At 64.1% G+C, this 16,219-nt stretch carries 17 protein-coding genes; 8 read left to right on the top strand and 9 right to left on the bottom strand.

Annotated elements, in window-relative coordinates; translation table 11 throughout:
* Position 1 precedes the first annotated feature (1 nt).
* The 3 genes from ACAX61_RS18740 to ACAX61_RS18730 are packed head-to-tail and all read right to left on the bottom strand — an operon-like array spanning position 2 to position 3,181.
* On the bottom strand, positions 2-1,375 hold the full coding sequence (locus ACAX61_RS18740) for a Dyp-type peroxidase (RefSeq protein WP_066693436.1): 1,374 nt from the start codon (positions 1,373-1,375) through the stop codon (positions 2-4).
* Complete coding sequence (locus tag ACAX61_RS18735) at positions 1,375-2,070, bottom strand: hypothetical protein (RefSeq protein ID WP_066693438.1); 696 nt, start codon at positions 2,068-2,070, stop codon at positions 1,375-1,377. Before ACAX61_RS18735 ends, ACAX61_RS18740 begins: the two co-directional genes overlap by 1 nt.
* 22 nt (positions 2,071-2,092) lie before the next feature.
* Positions 2,093-3,181, bottom strand: coding sequence for a catalase family protein (locus ACAX61_RS18730; RefSeq protein WP_239017960.1), 1,089 nt, complete (start codon positions 3,179-3,181; stop codon positions 2,093-2,095).
* 67 nt (positions 3,182-3,248) lie between these two features.
* On the opposite strand from ACAX61_RS18730, the gene ACAX61_RS18725 reads away from it, so the two are divergent.
* A complete protein-coding gene (locus ACAX61_RS18725; protein ID WP_370716121.1) occupies positions 3,249-3,917 on the top strand; it encodes a TetR/AcrR family transcriptional regulator in 669 nt (222 codons plus the stop codon).
* 172 nt (positions 3,918-4,089) lie between these two features.
* Here ACAX61_RS18725 and ACAX61_RS18720 read toward each other — a convergent pair whose 3' ends face one another.
* Complete coding sequence (locus ACAX61_RS18720) at positions 4,090-4,359, bottom strand: hypothetical protein (protein WP_116462793.1); 270 nt, start codon at positions 4,357-4,359, stop codon at positions 4,090-4,092.
* Between the two features lie 742 nt (positions 4,360-5,101).
* Between ACAX61_RS18720 and ACAX61_RS18715 the strand changes: the two genes are divergently transcribed.
* On the top strand, positions 5,102-5,746 hold the full coding sequence (locus ACAX61_RS18715) for a recombinase family protein (RefSeq protein ID WP_370716130.1): 645 nt from the start codon (positions 5,102-5,104) through the stop codon (positions 5,744-5,746).
* Between the two features lie 23 nt (positions 5,747-5,769).
* Here ACAX61_RS18715 and ACAX61_RS18710 read toward each other — a convergent pair whose 3' ends face one another.
* Positions 5,770-7,143, bottom strand: a complete 1,374-nt coding sequence (locus ACAX61_RS18710) for a transposase (RefSeq protein ID WP_370716120.1) — start codon at positions 7,141-7,143, stop codon at positions 5,770-5,772.
* Positions 7,144-7,352: 209 nt separating this feature from the next.
* Here ACAX61_RS18710 and ACAX61_RS18705 point away from each other — a divergent pair, with 209 nt between their 5' ends.
* The 4 genes from ACAX61_RS18705 (at position 7,353) to ACAX61_RS18690 (ending at position 11,500) form a co-directional block, all read left to right on the top strand.
* Positions 7,353-7,928: a recombinase family protein gene (locus tag ACAX61_RS18705; RefSeq protein WP_061781024.1), complete on the top strand. Its 576-nt coding sequence runs from the start codon at positions 7,353-7,355 to the stop codon at positions 7,926-7,928.
* On the top strand, positions 7,925-9,706 hold the full coding sequence (locus ACAX61_RS18700; RefSeq protein ID WP_061781023.1) for an HsdM family class I SAM-dependent methyltransferase: 1,782 nt from the start codon (positions 7,925-7,927) through the stop codon (positions 9,704-9,706). The genes ACAX61_RS18705 and ACAX61_RS18700 overlap by 4 nt, the downstream gene beginning before the upstream one ends.
* A gap of 5 nt (positions 9,707-9,711) precedes the next feature.
* Complete coding sequence (locus ACAX61_RS18695) at positions 9,712-10,764, top strand: BsuBI/PstI family type II restriction endonuclease (protein ID WP_217996065.1); 1,053 nt, start codon at positions 9,712-9,714, stop codon at positions 10,762-10,764.
* 154 nt (positions 10,765-10,918) lie between these two features.
* Entirely contained in the window at positions 10,919-11,500 is a 582-nt protein-coding gene (locus ACAX61_RS18690) for a hypothetical protein (protein WP_061781021.1), read from the top strand.
* A 21-nt stretch (positions 11,501-11,521) separates the two neighbouring features.
* Here ACAX61_RS18690 and ACAX61_RS18685 read toward each other — a convergent pair whose 3' ends face one another.
* From ACAX61_RS18685 to ACAX61_RS18670, 4 genes are all read right to left on the bottom strand, one after another.
* Positions 11,522-12,184 carry a hypothetical protein gene (locus ACAX61_RS18685; protein WP_061781020.1) on the bottom strand — a complete coding sequence of 221 codons (663 nt, stop codon included), beginning with the start codon at positions 12,182-12,184 and terminating at the stop codon, positions 11,522-11,524.
* Between the two features lie 373 nt (positions 12,185-12,557).
* Positions 12,558-12,899, bottom strand: a complete 342-nt coding sequence (locus tag ACAX61_RS18680; protein ID WP_024021617.1) for a Rap1a/Tai family immunity protein — start codon at positions 12,897-12,899, stop codon at positions 12,558-12,560.
* 3 nt (positions 12,900-12,902) lie between these two features.
* Positions 12,903-13,835, bottom strand: coding sequence for a DUF1259 domain-containing protein (locus ACAX61_RS18675; RefSeq protein ID WP_037531219.1), 933 nt, complete (start codon positions 13,833-13,835; stop codon positions 12,903-12,905).
* A 17-nt stretch (positions 13,836-13,852) separates the two neighbouring features.
* Entirely contained in the window at positions 13,853-14,188 is a 336-nt protein-coding gene (locus ACAX61_RS18670) for a Rap1a/Tai family immunity protein (protein WP_369691212.1), read from the bottom strand.
* Positions 14,189-14,303: 115 nt separating this feature from the next.
* Between ACAX61_RS18670 and ACAX61_RS18665 the strand changes: the two genes are divergently transcribed.
* Both ACAX61_RS18665 and chrA read left to right on the top strand, forming a co-directional pair.
* Entirely contained in the window at positions 14,304-15,263 is a 960-nt protein-coding gene (locus ACAX61_RS18665) for a chromate resistance protein ChrB domain-containing protein (RefSeq protein WP_024021614.1), read from the top strand.
* Between the two features lie 12 nt (positions 15,264-15,275).
* On the top strand, positions 15,276-16,219 hold a 944-nt coding region (gene chrA / locus ACAX61_RS18660; RefSeq protein ID WP_370716119.1), incomplete at its 3' end, for a chromate efflux transporter.

The following is a 16,219-nucleotide window of genomic DNA, read 5'->3' as shown; positions in this document are numbered from 1 at the left end:
CTCAGTTCCACGATCCTGCCGCGATCCATCGCAAAGCGGTGAGCGAAGGCATGAACATATATTCGCCGCCACGCAGCCGGTTGTACGTGGTGACACCGTCTATACGGCGACGAACCGGCTCGGCAGGCACGGTGAAGCGTCCGGGTTCCTCATGCAGGCCGACCACAGGATCACGCTCCTTCCCCAGGTCGATGAAATTACCGCGATTGATCCATTCCTGCTGCAGAAACTCGATCGTGTCGAACGCACGTGCCGAGATGAAGATGAAGAAGATGCCGCGATCGTCCTCGCCATCGTCGGCAGCAGTCAGGTCGGCCGACCATTTCGGACCGAAGGTGGAAGAGCGGCGGATGATCCGGTGGATGTTTTCGTCGGTCAGGATCGTCAGTCGCTCACCGCGCGGATTGAGGCGGCGCATGTGCGCGCCATGCGGACAGACAATTCCCGCCTTGTCGCCCGAGAAATCAAAGTCGTTGCGCCGGGCCGGATCGGCGCCCAGCTCTTCGTCGTCGCGGGTCGGCGACAGGATCAGCGGTGCCCCCGATCGCCAGCGGCCGAACATCTTGGCGGCCAGCAGCTCCTGCGCCGCCTCATCGTTTGCCTGGCCGCGCACGAAATCGTTGAATGCGCCCGGTCGACTGTCATACTTGCGCAGCACGACATAGGAACCGTTCCGCCCCAGCGCGTCAGGCTGCGGTATCTCCAGCGGCGCTCCCGTTTCGCTGTCCTCGCCCAGGATGAACTCGCCCGGCGCGATCGCGCGCTCCTGCCCCGGCTGTGGATCGACCCCGGCACCCGCGACGGTCGGCTGCGACACCGAGTCACGAAAGCCGAACGGGTTCTTGGCATCCGCATCGGCTCCGAAACGATGTGTTCCGATCAGCGTCACGCCGCTCGATGCATGATATTCGGACATTGCCCGGTCGGTGGCTTCGTCAAGCCGGGCCTGATCCGAAGCGAAGATGGTGAGCGCGATGTGGCAGCGATTGTCGCGATACGCCTCCTCCCATTGCTCGGGAGCATTCTCTCCCGCGTCACGCAGCTGCTCGGCGCGCGCCGCCATTCCCTGACGAAACGACAGAGGAAAGCTGGCGAGCGAGCCTTCCGGCACCCCAAGCGCCTTCAGACCCGCGTGACTGATCGCCACGCCGGTCCATGCCGTCAGCTCTTCGGTCCAGTCTGCTGCGGCAGGGATATGCGGCGCGAGCCTTCGCAGGAGATCGCGGCCACCCGCGGCGTCGTCGACGTGAAGCATTGCGTGAATGCCGACATACGGTTCAGGCCGCGCGCGCAGGATCAACGCCTGAATGTCGTCCAGCTGCAGCGTCACGCGGTCAGGGCGGAAGCGGTCCTTGAGGTGCTGGAGGATACCCATCAGTAATCCACTCCGTGCGGCACCGACACCTGCCTGGACAGCAGGGCCAGCGCGTCCCGTGTCGCGGGGTCCACAGCGGTGTTGCCGGCCATTGTATCGAGGAAGGCATCGAGCGCCGTCTCCATCCGCTGCAGCCGCCGCACGTCCACAACCGTCACCTGCGGGTTGGCGACGAACCAACCGGCCGCGTCGATCTGGTGATCGGCGATGAAATCCTTCACGTCAGGCGAGGCAATCCCCGGCCACCCTTCGACATTGGCGAACAAGAGATCCATCAGGTCAGGGATCTTGGTCGCGAAGTCGTTGATATAGGTATCCCAGTCACCGTCGTACGCCGTAGCGAACAGGATGCGCGTGTCGTCGTCGAACAGGACGAAACGCATGTCATGCAGCGTCGAAACTTTCTGGGCGCCGTCGAAATTGCCGCCGGTCAGGTTGAAGATGCGACGCAGCCGGTCGCCGCCGCCAGGCTTGAGTTTGGCGATTGCAGTCAGTTCGGACACATTGCCCGATTGCCGGCCGGCCCGGCCCGCCGACCCGGCGGTGCCCTTGAACAGAGGGTTGTGGTTGCGGATCAAGCCTTCGATCGCGATCCTGGCCAGCGTGGGGGCATCGGCGGCGATTTCTGCGGCGAGGCGACGGAACTCTTGCAGACGGGTTTCGTCATCAAGCCTGGGATCTTTACTGTCGGCCATGAACGGCTCCTTCTGGTTCGGATCAGTCCGGAATTTCATCAAGCGAGCGTGGTTCGCGCCGAGCCACGGCATTCAGCCTGTGCCGCTGGCTGGAGGACGATTCATACGCTGCCTTGCGGATTCGCATGATGCCGCCGAGCGGCCGATGCGCCGCGACCCCGTTCCACGGGTTGAAGGCGAGATGGTCGTCGCCATGCACCTGTCTGGCCGGGGCATAGGCATCCTGGGGAGGGAAGGTCAGCGTTGCGATCGCGCGATGCGGTGAAAGGGCAGGATCCCACAGGACCGCCGCGTCCTCGATCGGCATTGTATCCGGGTCGACGCATAGCTGCGCGCGTAATTCGTAGGTGGCGCCGGCGTGCCGGAAATGGTCGACTACCGCGTCACGCATGGTCGAGAAGCCCGCCTCGACCTGCCGTCCGGTCAGTTCGGCCACCCCCCCGACCGGCGCCAGCGACAGTTTCGCAACATGATCGCCGTAGCGGATTGCCGCCTGCGTATAAAATGTCTCGCCCAGCATGTTCGCATGGTCGCGCGCCAGTCCGTCAAGCGTGGCATTAGGGCTGCCGCCTAGCGCCTCCACAGCGCCCTTCACGCCACGCGCGGCAGCGGCGATCAGCCGCTGCGCCGCCTCAGGCGCGTCCGCGTTCTTTTCAAGCAGACCCAGCATGACCTTGTATTTGGCGATCGTACCAAAGGCGAGCGTCGGAAAATTGACCATCAGGAAATCCTGATTGGCCCCCCCGAGGGTGGGTGACAGGCGCTCGCCCCCAACGCCGATGACCTTGACCGCAAAGCCGCGCGGGGCCGGCACTGCATCGCTGTGAATATCACCCGGCGCCGATGACAGTCGAGCTACGATCTCATGTTCGCCAGGGTGGGCGAAGATGCCCTGCGCCAATTCGGCAGGCAGATCCTGATGGACTGTCATCCGCCCTTTCAGGATCGCATGGCTCTTCGCATGTGCGTCTCGGTGCGCATGATGATGCCGCTCTGCGTGAGCAGCCTGTGTCGCCGCCATTCGAGCCACGATCTCACGCGTCAGCGCAGCTTCGTCGGGCTGCTCGATTTCGAGATCGTCGCGATAGGCGATGGGGCGGCGGGTGGTCACGGATGACGGCTTTCATTGAGGCGGGCGTCATTAACATATCAAGCGATATATTAGTTGCAATGCCTGTGTGGCTGTTGCCCTTGACGCCAACGGGCTGCATCTGGTGTCGGTGGATTATGAGACGACACCGACGACGCAGACGGTACCACGCCGCAGGAAGCGTCCCGAGATGCGCATGGAGACGCGGACACGACTGCTCGACGCCGCGATAGGGCTGATCGTTGCAGGAGGGGTCGCAGCCGCCTCGATTCGAGGCATCTGCGAACGCGCCGGCTTTTCGCAGGGCGCATTCTATTCGTATTTCGCCAGCAAGGACGATCTGCTCTTCACGCTGGTCGAAGAGCATATGGCGAACCTCGCAAGAAAGTTCGACATGTTGGTGGCAGACACCCGGTATCAAACGGTGGAAGCCATCCTGGATACGATCGGTGCCAGTCTGGATGCCTTGTCCGTCGACGCCAGCTATTCGGTTCTGGTGGTCGAACTTCACCTGCACGCACGTCGCAACGCCGCGTTCCGTGCTCGCTTCGAACCGGTCAAGATCGCGTACGAGTCCGCTTTCGCCGGTGTAATGTCCCATCTGCTACGGCGTACCGGCCTGACGCCGGTCATACCGAGCATTCAACTGGCGCGCATCCTTCTTTCGCTGTGGTCCGGTTTGACCCTTCAGGAAAGCAACGATCCTCCTCCCTCTATACAAATGCGACATGTGTTCGCTGCGCTCGCGCAAGTTTGATCGATGCCGCCCGGCAGGATAGTCAACGTTGCCGATGCGGTTGGGGGCGGTACCGCGGAGATGGCTGCCTTAGGAAGTCGCGGTGGCGGCCAAAGTAAGTGCCAGTCGCAAAAGGCTCATGATGCTATCTCCTAGGCATATTTTTACGAACGCTCCCGAAGTGGACAGACCCTCAGTTCCGCGATGCCAAGCAATCACTGAGGAATCTGTCGATCACTGCGCGGTAGGCCGTGGCGGCGAACGGCGCCTCAATCGAATGGCCGATCGCTGCAGGCAGTTCCCGGATCCCGTCGCACTGAAGCATTGGCTTTATGGCGGCAAGATCGCCGCGCAGCACCGCGAAATCGCCCGAGGCATGGACGATGCGAACGTTTTCGTGTGGGCCGGGTCCGATCAGAGCAGCAATGTCTCGATCCTCGCTGCCAGCGAAATAATCGAGCAATGCCCTATCGAAAGCCTGCTGTCGTCAGTCTGAATCCGACACCCGCGAAGGTCCGGCCGCAGGTGAAGTCATTCCTCTCTCGAAGCCAGTTGCTCGCCGCGAACACACGCGAGCGAATGTCGCTCCCCCAAGACACGAATGGCGCTGGCGGCGGCATATTGGGAACGGGAGTGAACTGGGCCTCTGGATCGGGGAGGGCGATGGTTTCCCCCGCAATGATCAACCTCCGGGTGCCGACACCCGCAGTGTCATGTGCCCACGCCTGCGCCGGCTGCCCGCGATCCGCCGCGCGGCACCAGTGTTTGTTCTCCGTCCACCACGTAACTCCAGCGAAATCCTGCAACTTTACCACAGTTGGTGCGGATCCACATGCGGACGTCCCTGGACGCACCGACATAGTCATGGAGCCAACCTGCGCACCTGCCTCCCTAGCTGATTGCCGGTCGTTACACGCGGTGATCAGCAGGGGCAGCGTGAATCGCAAGAAAAATCGGATGCAGCGTGGCATCAGGTGGCTGTTTCCCTTTACGCCTTCGCCACATCGAACGATCCTTATCATCGTGCCAGCGGTTTGTTGTGATTACGACAAGGTTTCGTTTCACGGTCGATCAGCGAGAAAAACGACCGGTTTTCTGGCGGTCGAGGATTTTGCCTCCTCAGCGCATTCCGAAGATCGGAAAACCCGTTGCGGAAACCACCGGCACATTGCAGGGTACCGGATGTCTTTTCTGGCAGGGTAATGATGCTCATCGGATATGTGAGGGTGTCCAAGACTGACGGGTCACAGACGCTGGCACCCCAGCGCGATGCGTTGCTCGCTGCCGGCGTCGATCCCTCGCGAATTTATGAAGACCTCGCGTCGGGGCGGCATGACGCGCGACCTGGCCTGACCGCGTGCCTGAAGGCACTGCAGCCCGGCAACACACTGGTCCTCTGGAAGCTGGATCGTCTTGGGCGCGACCTCCGCCATCTGGTAGTCACGGCCGAGGCGCTACGCGAACGCGGCATCGGGCTGAAGGTGCTGGCGGGCGCCGGCGCGCAGATCGACACCACGACAGCTAACGGCCGCCTTGCCTTCGGCATCTTCGCGGCTTTCGCCGAGTTCGAACGTGAGCTTATTGCTGAACGCACGCAGGCGGGGCTTGCTGCTGCACGTGCACGGGGCCGGATGGGCGGTCGGCCTCGCAAGATGGATAAGGCCACGCTGGCGATGGCAATGGCCGCCATGTCCGACCGCAACGCGATCGCAGCCGATGTCGCGCGCCGTCTCGGGATGACGACCACGACACTCTATATGTACGTGAATGGCGACGGCACGCCCAAGGCGCCGGGCCAGGCGCTGCTCGACGGTGTGCCGTATCGCAAAGAACGGCTGCAAGCCGCGTGATGAATCACGCCGCGCCTCAGCGATTAGGCATATCGTCGAGCAGGAGAGGCGATAACGTCGTGTTCAATCGACCGGGCCGCAATCGCAGCCGGCGTCAGCGCTGCGGGGACGCATACTCCCCGGCGCGGCTTGCCCGTCAGCCGCTGGGGCCGCGCCAGGATCATCAGATTTATCACCGCCGCGCCGATCAGGAACTCTTCTTCAGCTCCGCGTATGCCCCGCAGGTGAAGCCGCCTCATGCCATGCTTGCCCTTGGCGTCAGCGAAGAACCGTTCGACCCCTCGCCGCAACCGCATCGAACGCTTGTAGAGGCCGGTTTCCGTTTCGGCTCTGGCAAGATCGCGAACGTCCTCATCGTCCAGGCGGACCACGGTACGACGCCGCGCCTTCGTGCATTTCTTTCGAAGCACGCATGCCTCGCAGTCCCGGACATCGGCGGCATAACGGTGTACGCCGGTGGGCAGGTGAAATGCGTGGTGCCGGAGGAGCCTACCGGTCGGACAGATAAAGGTGTCGGTGTCACGATCATAGCTGAAGGCCGTTCGCGACAGCTTGCCCCCGGTCTGCTGCGTCCGGTCGATCACCGGGATGTGCGGAATTGCGCCGTGGTCCCGCACGAAGCCGAGGAAACCGGCGCTGCCGTAGGCCTTATCGGCAGCAACCCGCTTGGGATGGAAGTCGAACCGATCTGCCGACCTCGCGAGCATGACGCGGCCGGCATCGACCTCCTCCGCAAAGCGAGCCGGCGTCGCCTCGACATCAAGGGCAACGCCACTCGGGGTGTCGACCAGCGCGTTGAGGGCGTAGCCGAACCGGCCACGCACCGTTCGCGCAGACCAAGCCGCGGCAGGATCCGTTCGAGAGACGCCTTGGCAGCTGTTCGAGCGCGCCAGTTCCCAGACGGCATCGCCTGTGTCCTTGATCCATTCCCGAACCGCGCGCGACGCGTTCGCGACATACGGCAGGTAGCCTGGCACGGTCTTGCGCTGCCAGCTCGCATCAGCGGCTATGAACGATGCGTCGATCGCGGCGTCTTTTCCGCCGACCAGCCCTGCACTGATGCAGTGTCGGACCGTGCTCTCGAACAGGACCCGGAACACGCCGGCGTCGCGAAAGCGGCCATGCCGGTTCTTGCTGAACGTCGAGTGGTGCGGAACCCTATCTGCTGGCGAGAGACGACAGAACCAGCGGTAGGCCAGATTGTAGCGCAGCTCCTCGCACAGGCGCCGCTCGGACGCGATCGCGTAGATGCGGGCAATCAAGGTCATACGGATCAGCAGTTCGGGGTCGATCGATGGTCGCCCCCGTGTGCTGTAATGCCCGGTCAGTGCTTGCTTAAGCTCGCTTGTGTCGAGACATCTATCGATGCGACGCAGCAGGTGGTCTGCGGGCAACATGGCTTCTATGGTGCGGCGGGACGCCCCTTCCCGCCCACCGCAACAGGCTGGTCCCATCATGGCGGCGCTCCTCTCAGTAGGGGCGAAACGAAGGAGCAACCCGGCATGTCCGGCATTTTTCAACAGGCCCGGACGGTTTTGACACCAGCAAGTCACCCTAGCTTTTCCATGGGTTTACAGGTGTCAGAATCCCGTGTCAGAACGCCGTGATGCAAATCGGCTATGCGCGGGTGTCCCGCGGCGATCATCAGGACCTCAATGCCCAGCTCGCTGCACTCACCGCGGCGGGATGCGATCCGGTGTTCCGGGAGGAGGCGTCTGGTGGCGAAGCAAGCCGTCCTGAATTGGCGCGCGCGCTCGATGCGTTGAAGCCAGGTGACGTGCTGGTGGTGTGGAAACTTGATCGGTTGTCGCGCTCGCTGCGCGATCTTCTGTTCACGCTGGAGGCGATCACTGCCGCGGGGGCCGGCTTCCGCTCACTGACCGAAGCCGTGGACACGACGACGCCGGCAGGCCGGCTGATGACCCAGACCTTGGGTGCCTTCGCGGAGTTCGAGCGCGCCATGATCCGCGAGCGGACCATGAACGGGTTGGCGCACGCACGGAAAGCGGGCCGTCATCTCGGGCGTCGGCCGAGCCTCACCGGTCAACAGCGTGCGGAGATCATCGCCAAGGCGGAGTCAGGCCAGGGATCGCCCGCCCAGCTCGCCAGCTTGTTCCGGGTGTCGCGTTCGACCGTGCAGCGCGTCCTGCGCGATTACCGCAACCGGTCGATCGCAGCGTGAGCCTCGCCCCTGCCCTTCCGCGTGACCTGCCTGCAGACCTTGAAGCCCAACGCTACGAGCTGGCCCGTGCGCGCCAGCTTGCGCGAGCGTGGGCGGGGACGCTTCCCGAGCCGAAGCGCCGCGACATGGCGGCGCTGTTCACTCGCGCCGCAATCGAGACTTACAGCGCTGAGGCCCGACCCCATGCGAGCCTCAGCGCGCCTTTCGCCAAACCTTATGGTCGGCTCGACCGCGCTGTTGCCGAGCTGGCGCAGGTGGTCGGCCGCGAGGCTGCACCGCTGCCGATCACCGAGGCCGTCTATTTCCTGACGGGCCTCTACACGACCTTGCTTGCCGCACGGGAGCGTGGGGCATTGGGGGCGTTCTACACCCCGCCGGCGCTAGCGAACCGCTTGCTCGACATGGCCGAGGAACAGGGGATCAACTGGACCCGCGCTCGCGTGCTCGACCCGGCAAGCGGCGGGGGCGCTTTCCTGCTGCCTGCAGCCGAACGGATGATTGCAGCCCTTCCCGCAGCCGAGCCGGCGTTCGTGCTGCGGCAGATCGGCACGCGCCTGGTCGGGCTGGAGCTGGACCCCTATGCCGCCGGTTTTGGGCAGAACGCGATCGAGCTGTTGCTGGCGGACGTGACTTCGGCTGCAGGTCGCGCCGCGCCGACTGTGGTGCGCGTTGCCGACACGCTGGAGGAGGCGCCGGCCGCCCGCTTCGACTTGGTGATTGGTAATCCGCCTTATGGGCGCGTCACCCTCACCCCCGCACAGCGCCAGCGCTTCGCGCGTGGCCTCTACGGCCACGCGAACCTCTATGGCGTCTTCACCGACATTGCCGTGCGCTGGACGAAAAAGGGCGGCACCATCGCCTATCTCACCCCCACCAGTTTTCTGTCCGGCCATTACTATTCCGCGCTGCGCGAGCTGATGGCGAAGGAGGCCCCCCCGGCCGCAATCGACTTCGTTCATGCCCGTCGCGGCGTGTTCGAGGACGTGCTGCAGGAGACGTTGCTGGCCGCCTATCGCCGCGGCGCCAAGCCCGGGCGCGCTCAGGTCCATTATGTCGAGGTTACGAGCGAGCGCGAGGCACGCCTTATCCGCAACGGCACGATCGGGCTCCCCTCCCCCGCATCGCAACCTTGGCTTGCGCCGCGTGAGCCGCGCCACAGTGCCCTGATCGCCAAGGCGGAGGCCATGCCGGCGCGGCTTGCCGATTGGGGCTACAGCGTGTCCACCGGTCCCTTGGTGTGGAACCGCTATAAGGACCAGATGCGGCAGCGCTCTGCCCGCGGCGTGCATCCGCTCATATGGGCCGAAGCCGTGTCTGCAGACGGCCGGTTCGCGTTCCGAGCCGAGAAGCGCAATCACGCGCCCTATTTCAAGATCGAGCGTGGCGACGCCTGGCTATTGGTCGAGGAGGCGTGCGTCCTCGTTCAGCGCACCACCTCCAAGGAGCAGGCACGTCGGCTGATCGCGGCCGAGTTGCCGGCTGACTTCATTGCCCAGCACGGCGGTGTGGTGGTCGAGAACCATCTGAACATGGTCCGCCCGGTCGCACGTCCTGCCGTATCGCCAGCGACGGTTGCGGCGGTGCTGAACAGCCGGATCGTTGACCAGCTCTTCCGCTGCATCAACGGTAGCGTTGCCGTGTCGGCGTTTGAGATGGAGGCGCTGCCCCTGCCCTCTCCTGCGGCGATGAGACAGGTGGAGGCGCTGGTTGGCCGCGGAGCCTGCAGTGCCGAGATCGAGGACGAACTCGCGCGGCTTTATGGGCAGGTTGCGCCATGATGCCGATGCTGACCCGCGATGACGTTCACGCCCGCCTGCAGGAGATCTTCCCCGATGGCGCGCCCAACCGCGCCTATCTGACCCGGATGCTGGCTGCGAGCACGGTGTTCGTCGCGCTCTATATCGACGCCATCGAGGGCAGCGGGACGATGCTTGGTCCCAAGCACGTCTATCGCATGACCGACGAGCAGGCGGTTCTTGTCGATGATGCGAGCCGCAGCGCCTATGCGACAGGGGTCTTACGTACTGGCAGCCAGACCGAGGGCCGGCGCTGGTATCAAGACAACACCCGTGAGCCGATCCGTGACGAGACGTTGCGCGAGGGGCTAGTGGCGATCGGTGCCGTGACCGAGCGCACCGATCTTGCCACCACATCGAGCAAGCCGCGCTACGCCTTGAAGGCGAGCTTTGCCGCACTGTTCGACCCTGCCCTGACCGGGGAGGCGCTGCAGGCCCGCATTGCGGCATGGCAGGCTGAGGCGTTGAACAAGGGCGCGCTCGCCCGGTTGGCGATCGTGCGCCAGGGCGCCGGCGTCAGCGCGGACCAGGTGCTTGTTACCTTCCCTAACGGCGAGACGCGCCGGATGAAGCCGGGGCCAAGTTCCGAAATCACCAAAGCAGTGGTGGAGGTGTTCGCGCCCGCCTTTCTCACCGCCCCTGCCGTGGTGTTCCTCAGCGAGAGCGGGAACAAGGTGGTCGCGCGCGACGATGCGCTGGCGCGATCGATTGGCCTTGCCATCCAGGCCGACAAGAACTTGCCGGATACGATCCTGGTCGATCTTGGCCCGGTGCATCCGCTGCTGGTGTTCGTGGAGGTGGTCGCGACCGATGGTCCGATCAGCCAGCGCCGCAAGGAGGCGCTGGAGGAGCTGGTCGCCGACGCGGGTTTCCCGGCCGAGCACGTCGCGTTCGTCACCGCCTATCTCGACCGTAGCGCCGGGCCGTTCAAGAAGACGGTCGATAGCCTCGCATGGGGCAGCTACGCTTGGTTCGCGGCGGAGCCTGAGCGGTTGATGGTATTCAGCGAGGCCGGAGAGGGCCTGCGCGGCCGGCCGTAGCGACAGCGAGAATAATGTTCGCATTTATCCTCGCTCCTGCTGCAGTAGTTCCAGTTTTCGATCCTATTTATCCTCGCTCTTTGTCTTGTTTCTTATCGCTTGAACTTGCCAAGTTCGCGGTCATCTTGCTGCGCAGCAAATGAAAGGATGGACCATGAATAGCAACAAGCGGAGCCGTGGCCGGCCGGTTGGCACGGGCCTGGACGACGGCCCCACCCTCAAGAAGGTGGCGGACATGATCGTAGCGAACCCGGCGCTTCGGCCCACAACCGCGATCCGGCGTGCTCTCGATAAGCCCGAGCCGTCGAACATTCGGCGACTGCAGGTGAAATGGAAGGCGGGCAGGGCCGAGTATATGGCGGAGGCTCAGGCCAGGCGTGCAGCCGCATCGACGCCGGCACACCGCGTGAGCGCGCCCTACTCGCCCCGCACGGGCCGCAACATCGTGGAAGCACACCGGAAGATGCAGGAGGCGCTGGGGCCAGGTTTCCGCGCCGCCCAGGAGATGATGAACAGCCCAGGTATGCGGGCGGCTCAGGAGGCGGCCCGTCGCTACCAGGAAAGCCCGGCCTTGCGAGCGATCGAGGAGTTTCGGAACAGCCCCACGATGCGCGCCATCGAGGAGCTTCAGAACAACCCAACGGTGCGTTTGATGCGTGAACTGCAGGACAGTCCAATGATGCGGGCCGCCAGGGAAATGGAGAAGGTGCAACGCCTCATCAACCGCGGCTTTTAAGCCGCGTTGAGGAGCGAGCAGCTATGGTCGGCGAGGCAGCAGCGCGAGAACCGATTGCTTGTTGTCCATCCAGGCGGCAGCGGTCTGGCTACGCCAGGCGATCATGTCGTGGATGCGCTGGTAATCGTCAGCGATATTCCGGGTGAAGATCGGCTCATGGTGCGCGATCCGGTTTCGGAGCCGTCGTATGATGCGCAAATCGGTGTGAGCGACGACGCGGCATTGTGCGATGGTTTGCGCGGCCGGTGCGCCAGGGAAGCAGGCACGAAAATGGGCGTTCCAGATGCGGCTATCCTGGCCAGCGGTAAAAATCTTCTCCCAGAAGGCGAACTTCAGTTCGGCAATAATCTTGCCTGTTGTTGGGAGCAGCGCAGCGCAGCGCATCAGGTCTGAAGCCGGATTGTAGTCGGTCTGCCGCTTGGGTCGCGGAAGGCTGCGGATGAAGCCGTTGTTCCACGGCCAGTTTGCTCCGTGCACGGCTTCGATTGCTTCCGCGATGCCGTTCCGCATCGCGACCTCGCAGACCTGCAGCGGGACGATCAGAGCAGCGGAGAGGTCCAGGTTCCACTCGTACATCTCCAGTGCTCGTTCCCGATCATTGCCCATCGCCTGCAGGTAGGTTGCGAAGCGGGGAGCGGAGATAACGATCGGCAACTCGTGGAGTTGGTCGAGGGTGAAGGGCAACGTTGAATCCTGTCAGCAGAAAGTTGACGATGCCGTCAACATCGCTATATCGGCATCTCCGGCTTTGAGAACGCGGGCGCAAGCCCCCCCTCATCGTCAAAGGAGCCTCAAGGCCCGCCTCTGGCGGGCCTTTTTGATTCTTAGCTCGGTGGTCCTACGCTACCTTTTTGCAGCAGGTTTTTACGACAGCGCCCCGCCGTCGCAAGCAGCTCGCTTTCTCGTCGCTGCAGAAATCAGGACTTCCGCGACAAGCCGTGGCCGCTGCGATCCATTCTCTGTCGTTCCGCTCGCGCTGATGGGCGCCTGAAAGCCACCGTTGACTCGGTCGAGCACGGCTGTTCAGAAAAATGACCGGTTGTGACACTAGGTATCGTCATCGTGGTGAGTTCGACGGACACGGCCAGGTCTCACTCATCGCGCGCTCCGCGCCCGCCATCATGTGCTTGTCATGGAAGTACGTGTTGACTTCCGCCCAGCGCACATAGGCGGTCCGCAACCGGTGACGGTTATAACGAGGCGGATTACAGACACTCTGCTGGGCGATCATCATGTCAACGATGCCCTGAAGATAAGCTCCGCAGCCCGACTCGCCTGCCCGGCAGCTCGTGAGCAGCGCCAGACCCTGCATATCGCTCGGCGTTTCGTCTTGAGCGAGCGCGCCTGTAGGCGCCAGCGCGGCTGCGGCGAACAGCGCCGTCCACCAGTTTCGTGTCATAGGTCAGCTCCGTTGCACATTGGTTTTATCCAGTGCTGCACGGAGCCCGCGTGCGAGCTTCTGGGCGTCGTCATTCGCCCAAAAGTGCATGAAGAAGAGCCGGGGCTGGTCATCCAGCATGTGATTGTGAAGCGCGGTGACCTCGATGCCCCCCGCGCGTAGTGCGCGGAGCACGGGATCGACCTCGGCGGCGGTGAGCACGAAGTCACCGGTGATCGCCGCCCGGCCCGAGCCGGTCGGCTGGAAGTTGATCGCGGTTGCGGTGCCCATGGACGCTGGCGCGGGCATGCCGCCGTCGCTCAGCTTCTCCGCGCGGGGAAAGCTGAACTGATAGACCCCACCGTTGGGCTTACCCTTGCCATCCATCAGCCGGTCAAGCGCGGCGGTGTCGAGGGCGATTGGCTGCGACGACCCCGCGCCGGCGGACGGCGGTTGCGAATCCCTGGATGGTGCCGTCATCGGTGTCCGGCTGGCGGCGAGCGCTTCACGGAGGGCGGCCGCAAGCTTCACGGGGTCACCATGGCCGCCGATGTGCATGTACATGGTCGCGGGCGCGGAACGAAGCAGATGGTTGTGGAGCGCGGTGATCGTGAAGCCGGATGCCAGCAACCGGCTCATGACCGGATTTACCTCCTCATGCGTCAGCACGAGGTCACCCATGACCATCACGTCATTGCCCATGGGGTGGAACGCCGCCCAGGAGCCGAGGGCAAGCGCCGGCTTGATTGCCACACCGTCGAGCTGGACGTTAAGATCGCTGCGCGGGAACCCATACCGGCGAACGCCGTCGGGCTGCGTCGTTCCCGCTCGGCCGAGGCTCTTGTCCACGAGCGCCCACCTGTCGCCGTGCGCCTCGGGCGGTGTCGCTTGCGGGTTTGTCTGGGCGGCGGCCGGTGCGGCGAGCGCGATCGCCAGCGGGAGCAACAAGTGACGCAATGCTTCTCTCCTCGATCTCAATTGGTTTGTCGGCATGGGAAGCGCTGGCGTAGCGCCATCGTCACACCCGCCAACCGGGGCAGGTTGGCTGCGTGACGGTTCTCTACCGCCCACGCCGGGAAGATACGGCTCAGCTCGCCCGATCGGACGCCCCGGCCGCAGATTCCGGCTTCGCTGCCGCCGTTGCCGAAAGCGGAAAGCGCCTCGGCGGCACCAGCGAGATACGCTTCGCACCGACCGTTCACCTTCCTTTTCGTCTCGTCGACACACGTCCGATAGAACTGCGTAACCGTCTCATAGCGAGGTTGGGCCGCGGCAGACGAGGCCGCTGGGCACGCCAGGCACGCCAGCATGGCGGCAGCACCTGATCCAACAGCTCGCATTGCGGTCTCCTCACCCCAACTTTTAATCCACCCAAGCAAACGATACAAGTGTACGTTCGTTGCGTCGCTATGTTACAGTTGCTTCATGGCTGATGCTTCTTCGCCCGAGCCCCGTGACTGGCTGCTCCTGATCCCACAGCTCCCGGCCAAGCCCGCCTATCTGCGCGTGCGGGTCTGGCGGCGCTTGCAAGCAATGGGAGCCGCTCCCCTCAAGAATGCCGTTCACGCGCTCCCTGCTCGCGACGACACCCGCGCGCTCTTCGAGGAACTCAGAGCGGAGATCACCGCAGGGGGTGGCGAGGCGTTGATCCTGAAAGCCCGGCTAGTTGAGGGGATGGTTGATGCGGAGCTTCGCGCCGTGTTCGACGCGGCCCGCGACGCGGATTACGAGGAGTTGGCGCGCGAAGCGCGTATGATCGCCGAGGCGGAATACGTGTCGTCCGCCGACGTCCGCCGCCTGCGTAAACGCCTGGACGAGATCGCAGCGGTCGACTTCTTCGGCGCGCATGGACGGCAGGCGGCGGACGCCGCGATAGCCCAAGCGGAGGGGCGCGCCGGCCGCCACCCGGACGTGAGCGGGCCGGGAGCGCCGGAGCTGACGCCGGCGGAGCTGAAAGGCCGCACTTGGGTCACGCGCCGGCACGTGCATGTCGATCGCATCGCCTCGGCCTGGCTTATCCGCCGGTTCATCGACCCGAGCCCCAGCTTCAAGTTCGTGGACGGCAAGGACTACCAGCCCGAGCCCGGCGAGCTTCGCTTCGACATGGCGGACGCGGAGTTCACGCACGAAGGCGACCACTGCACCTTCGAAACGCTGACATATCGGACGGGGCTCGACGGCGATCAGGCGCTCGTTGCACTTGCCGAGATCATCCACGACCTCGACATCGCCGACGACAAGTTCGGTAGGCCGGAGACCGCCGGCATCGCCGCGCTCATCAATGGCATCTGCGCGAGCACCGACGGCGACAACGAGCGCATTGCCCAAGGGTCGGGCGCGCTCGATGGCTTCTACGCACATTTCACCAAGCGACGCGGCGCATAAGGGGAGCAGGACATGTCGAGCATCGAACATCCTGCCCCGGCGAGCGCGGCTCTGGATGAAGCCCAGCTGCCAGAGCTAAGTTATCCCGCGCTATTCTTGCGCTTCTTGCGCTTCGGCATGATGGCGTTCGGCGGCCCCGTAGCGCAGATCGCAATGATCCGGCGCGAGCTGGTGGACGAGGAACGCTGGATACCCAGCGACCGATTCAACAAGCTGCTCGCAGTTATGCAGGTGCTTCCCGGGCCGGAGGCGCATGAACTCTGCGTCCATCTCGGCATCCGCGCCAAGGGGCGACTGGGCGGCCTTCTGGCAGGGCTCGGCTTTATGTTGCCCGGCCTCGTGCTCATGCTCGCGCTTGCCTGGGCGTACACGCGGCTCCCGATTCAAGGAACGCTCCTCGGAGCCGCATTCTTGGGCATCCAAGCAGCGGTGATCGCCGTCATTGTCCGCGCGGTCCATCGCATCGGTGAGCACATCTTGTTCGACCCGTGGCTTTGGGCCGCAGCGATTGCGGCGGCGGCCGCCTCGCTCGCCGGCGTCAGCTTCTGGATCGTGCTTCCGGCGGCCGGCGCGGCCTACGCGCTCGGATCAACCGGGCGCTACGCGCTCGCCGCGGTCGTGGTCGCGCTTGCCGTTGGCCTGGCGGCTCTGACCTGGGCAGGAAGTCCCGGGGGTGCCGAAATAATGACGGGCACCAAGGAACCAGCGCCTGCCATCGCCGCGCTGTTCTGGGCGGGATTGAAGGGTGGACTCCTGACCTTCGGCGGAGCCTACACCGCCATCCCGTTCATCCGCAACGATACGGTCGGCCGGGGATGGATGACCGACGCGCAGTTCCTTGATGGCTTGGGTCTGTCGGGCATCCTGCCAGCCCCCCTCGTGATCTTCGCTACCTTCGTGGGTTGGATCAGCGGCGGCCTTGCTGGCGCGCTTGCCATGACCGCTGGCATGTTTTT

This window comes from Sphingomonas sp. IW22 (assembly GCF_041321155.1).
Classification (GTDB): domain Bacteria; phylum Pseudomonadota; class Alphaproteobacteria; order Sphingomonadales; family Sphingomonadaceae; genus Sphingomonas.
Note: the sequence above shows the minus strand (reverse complement) of the source record. Positions and strands in the feature narration are given on the sequence as shown.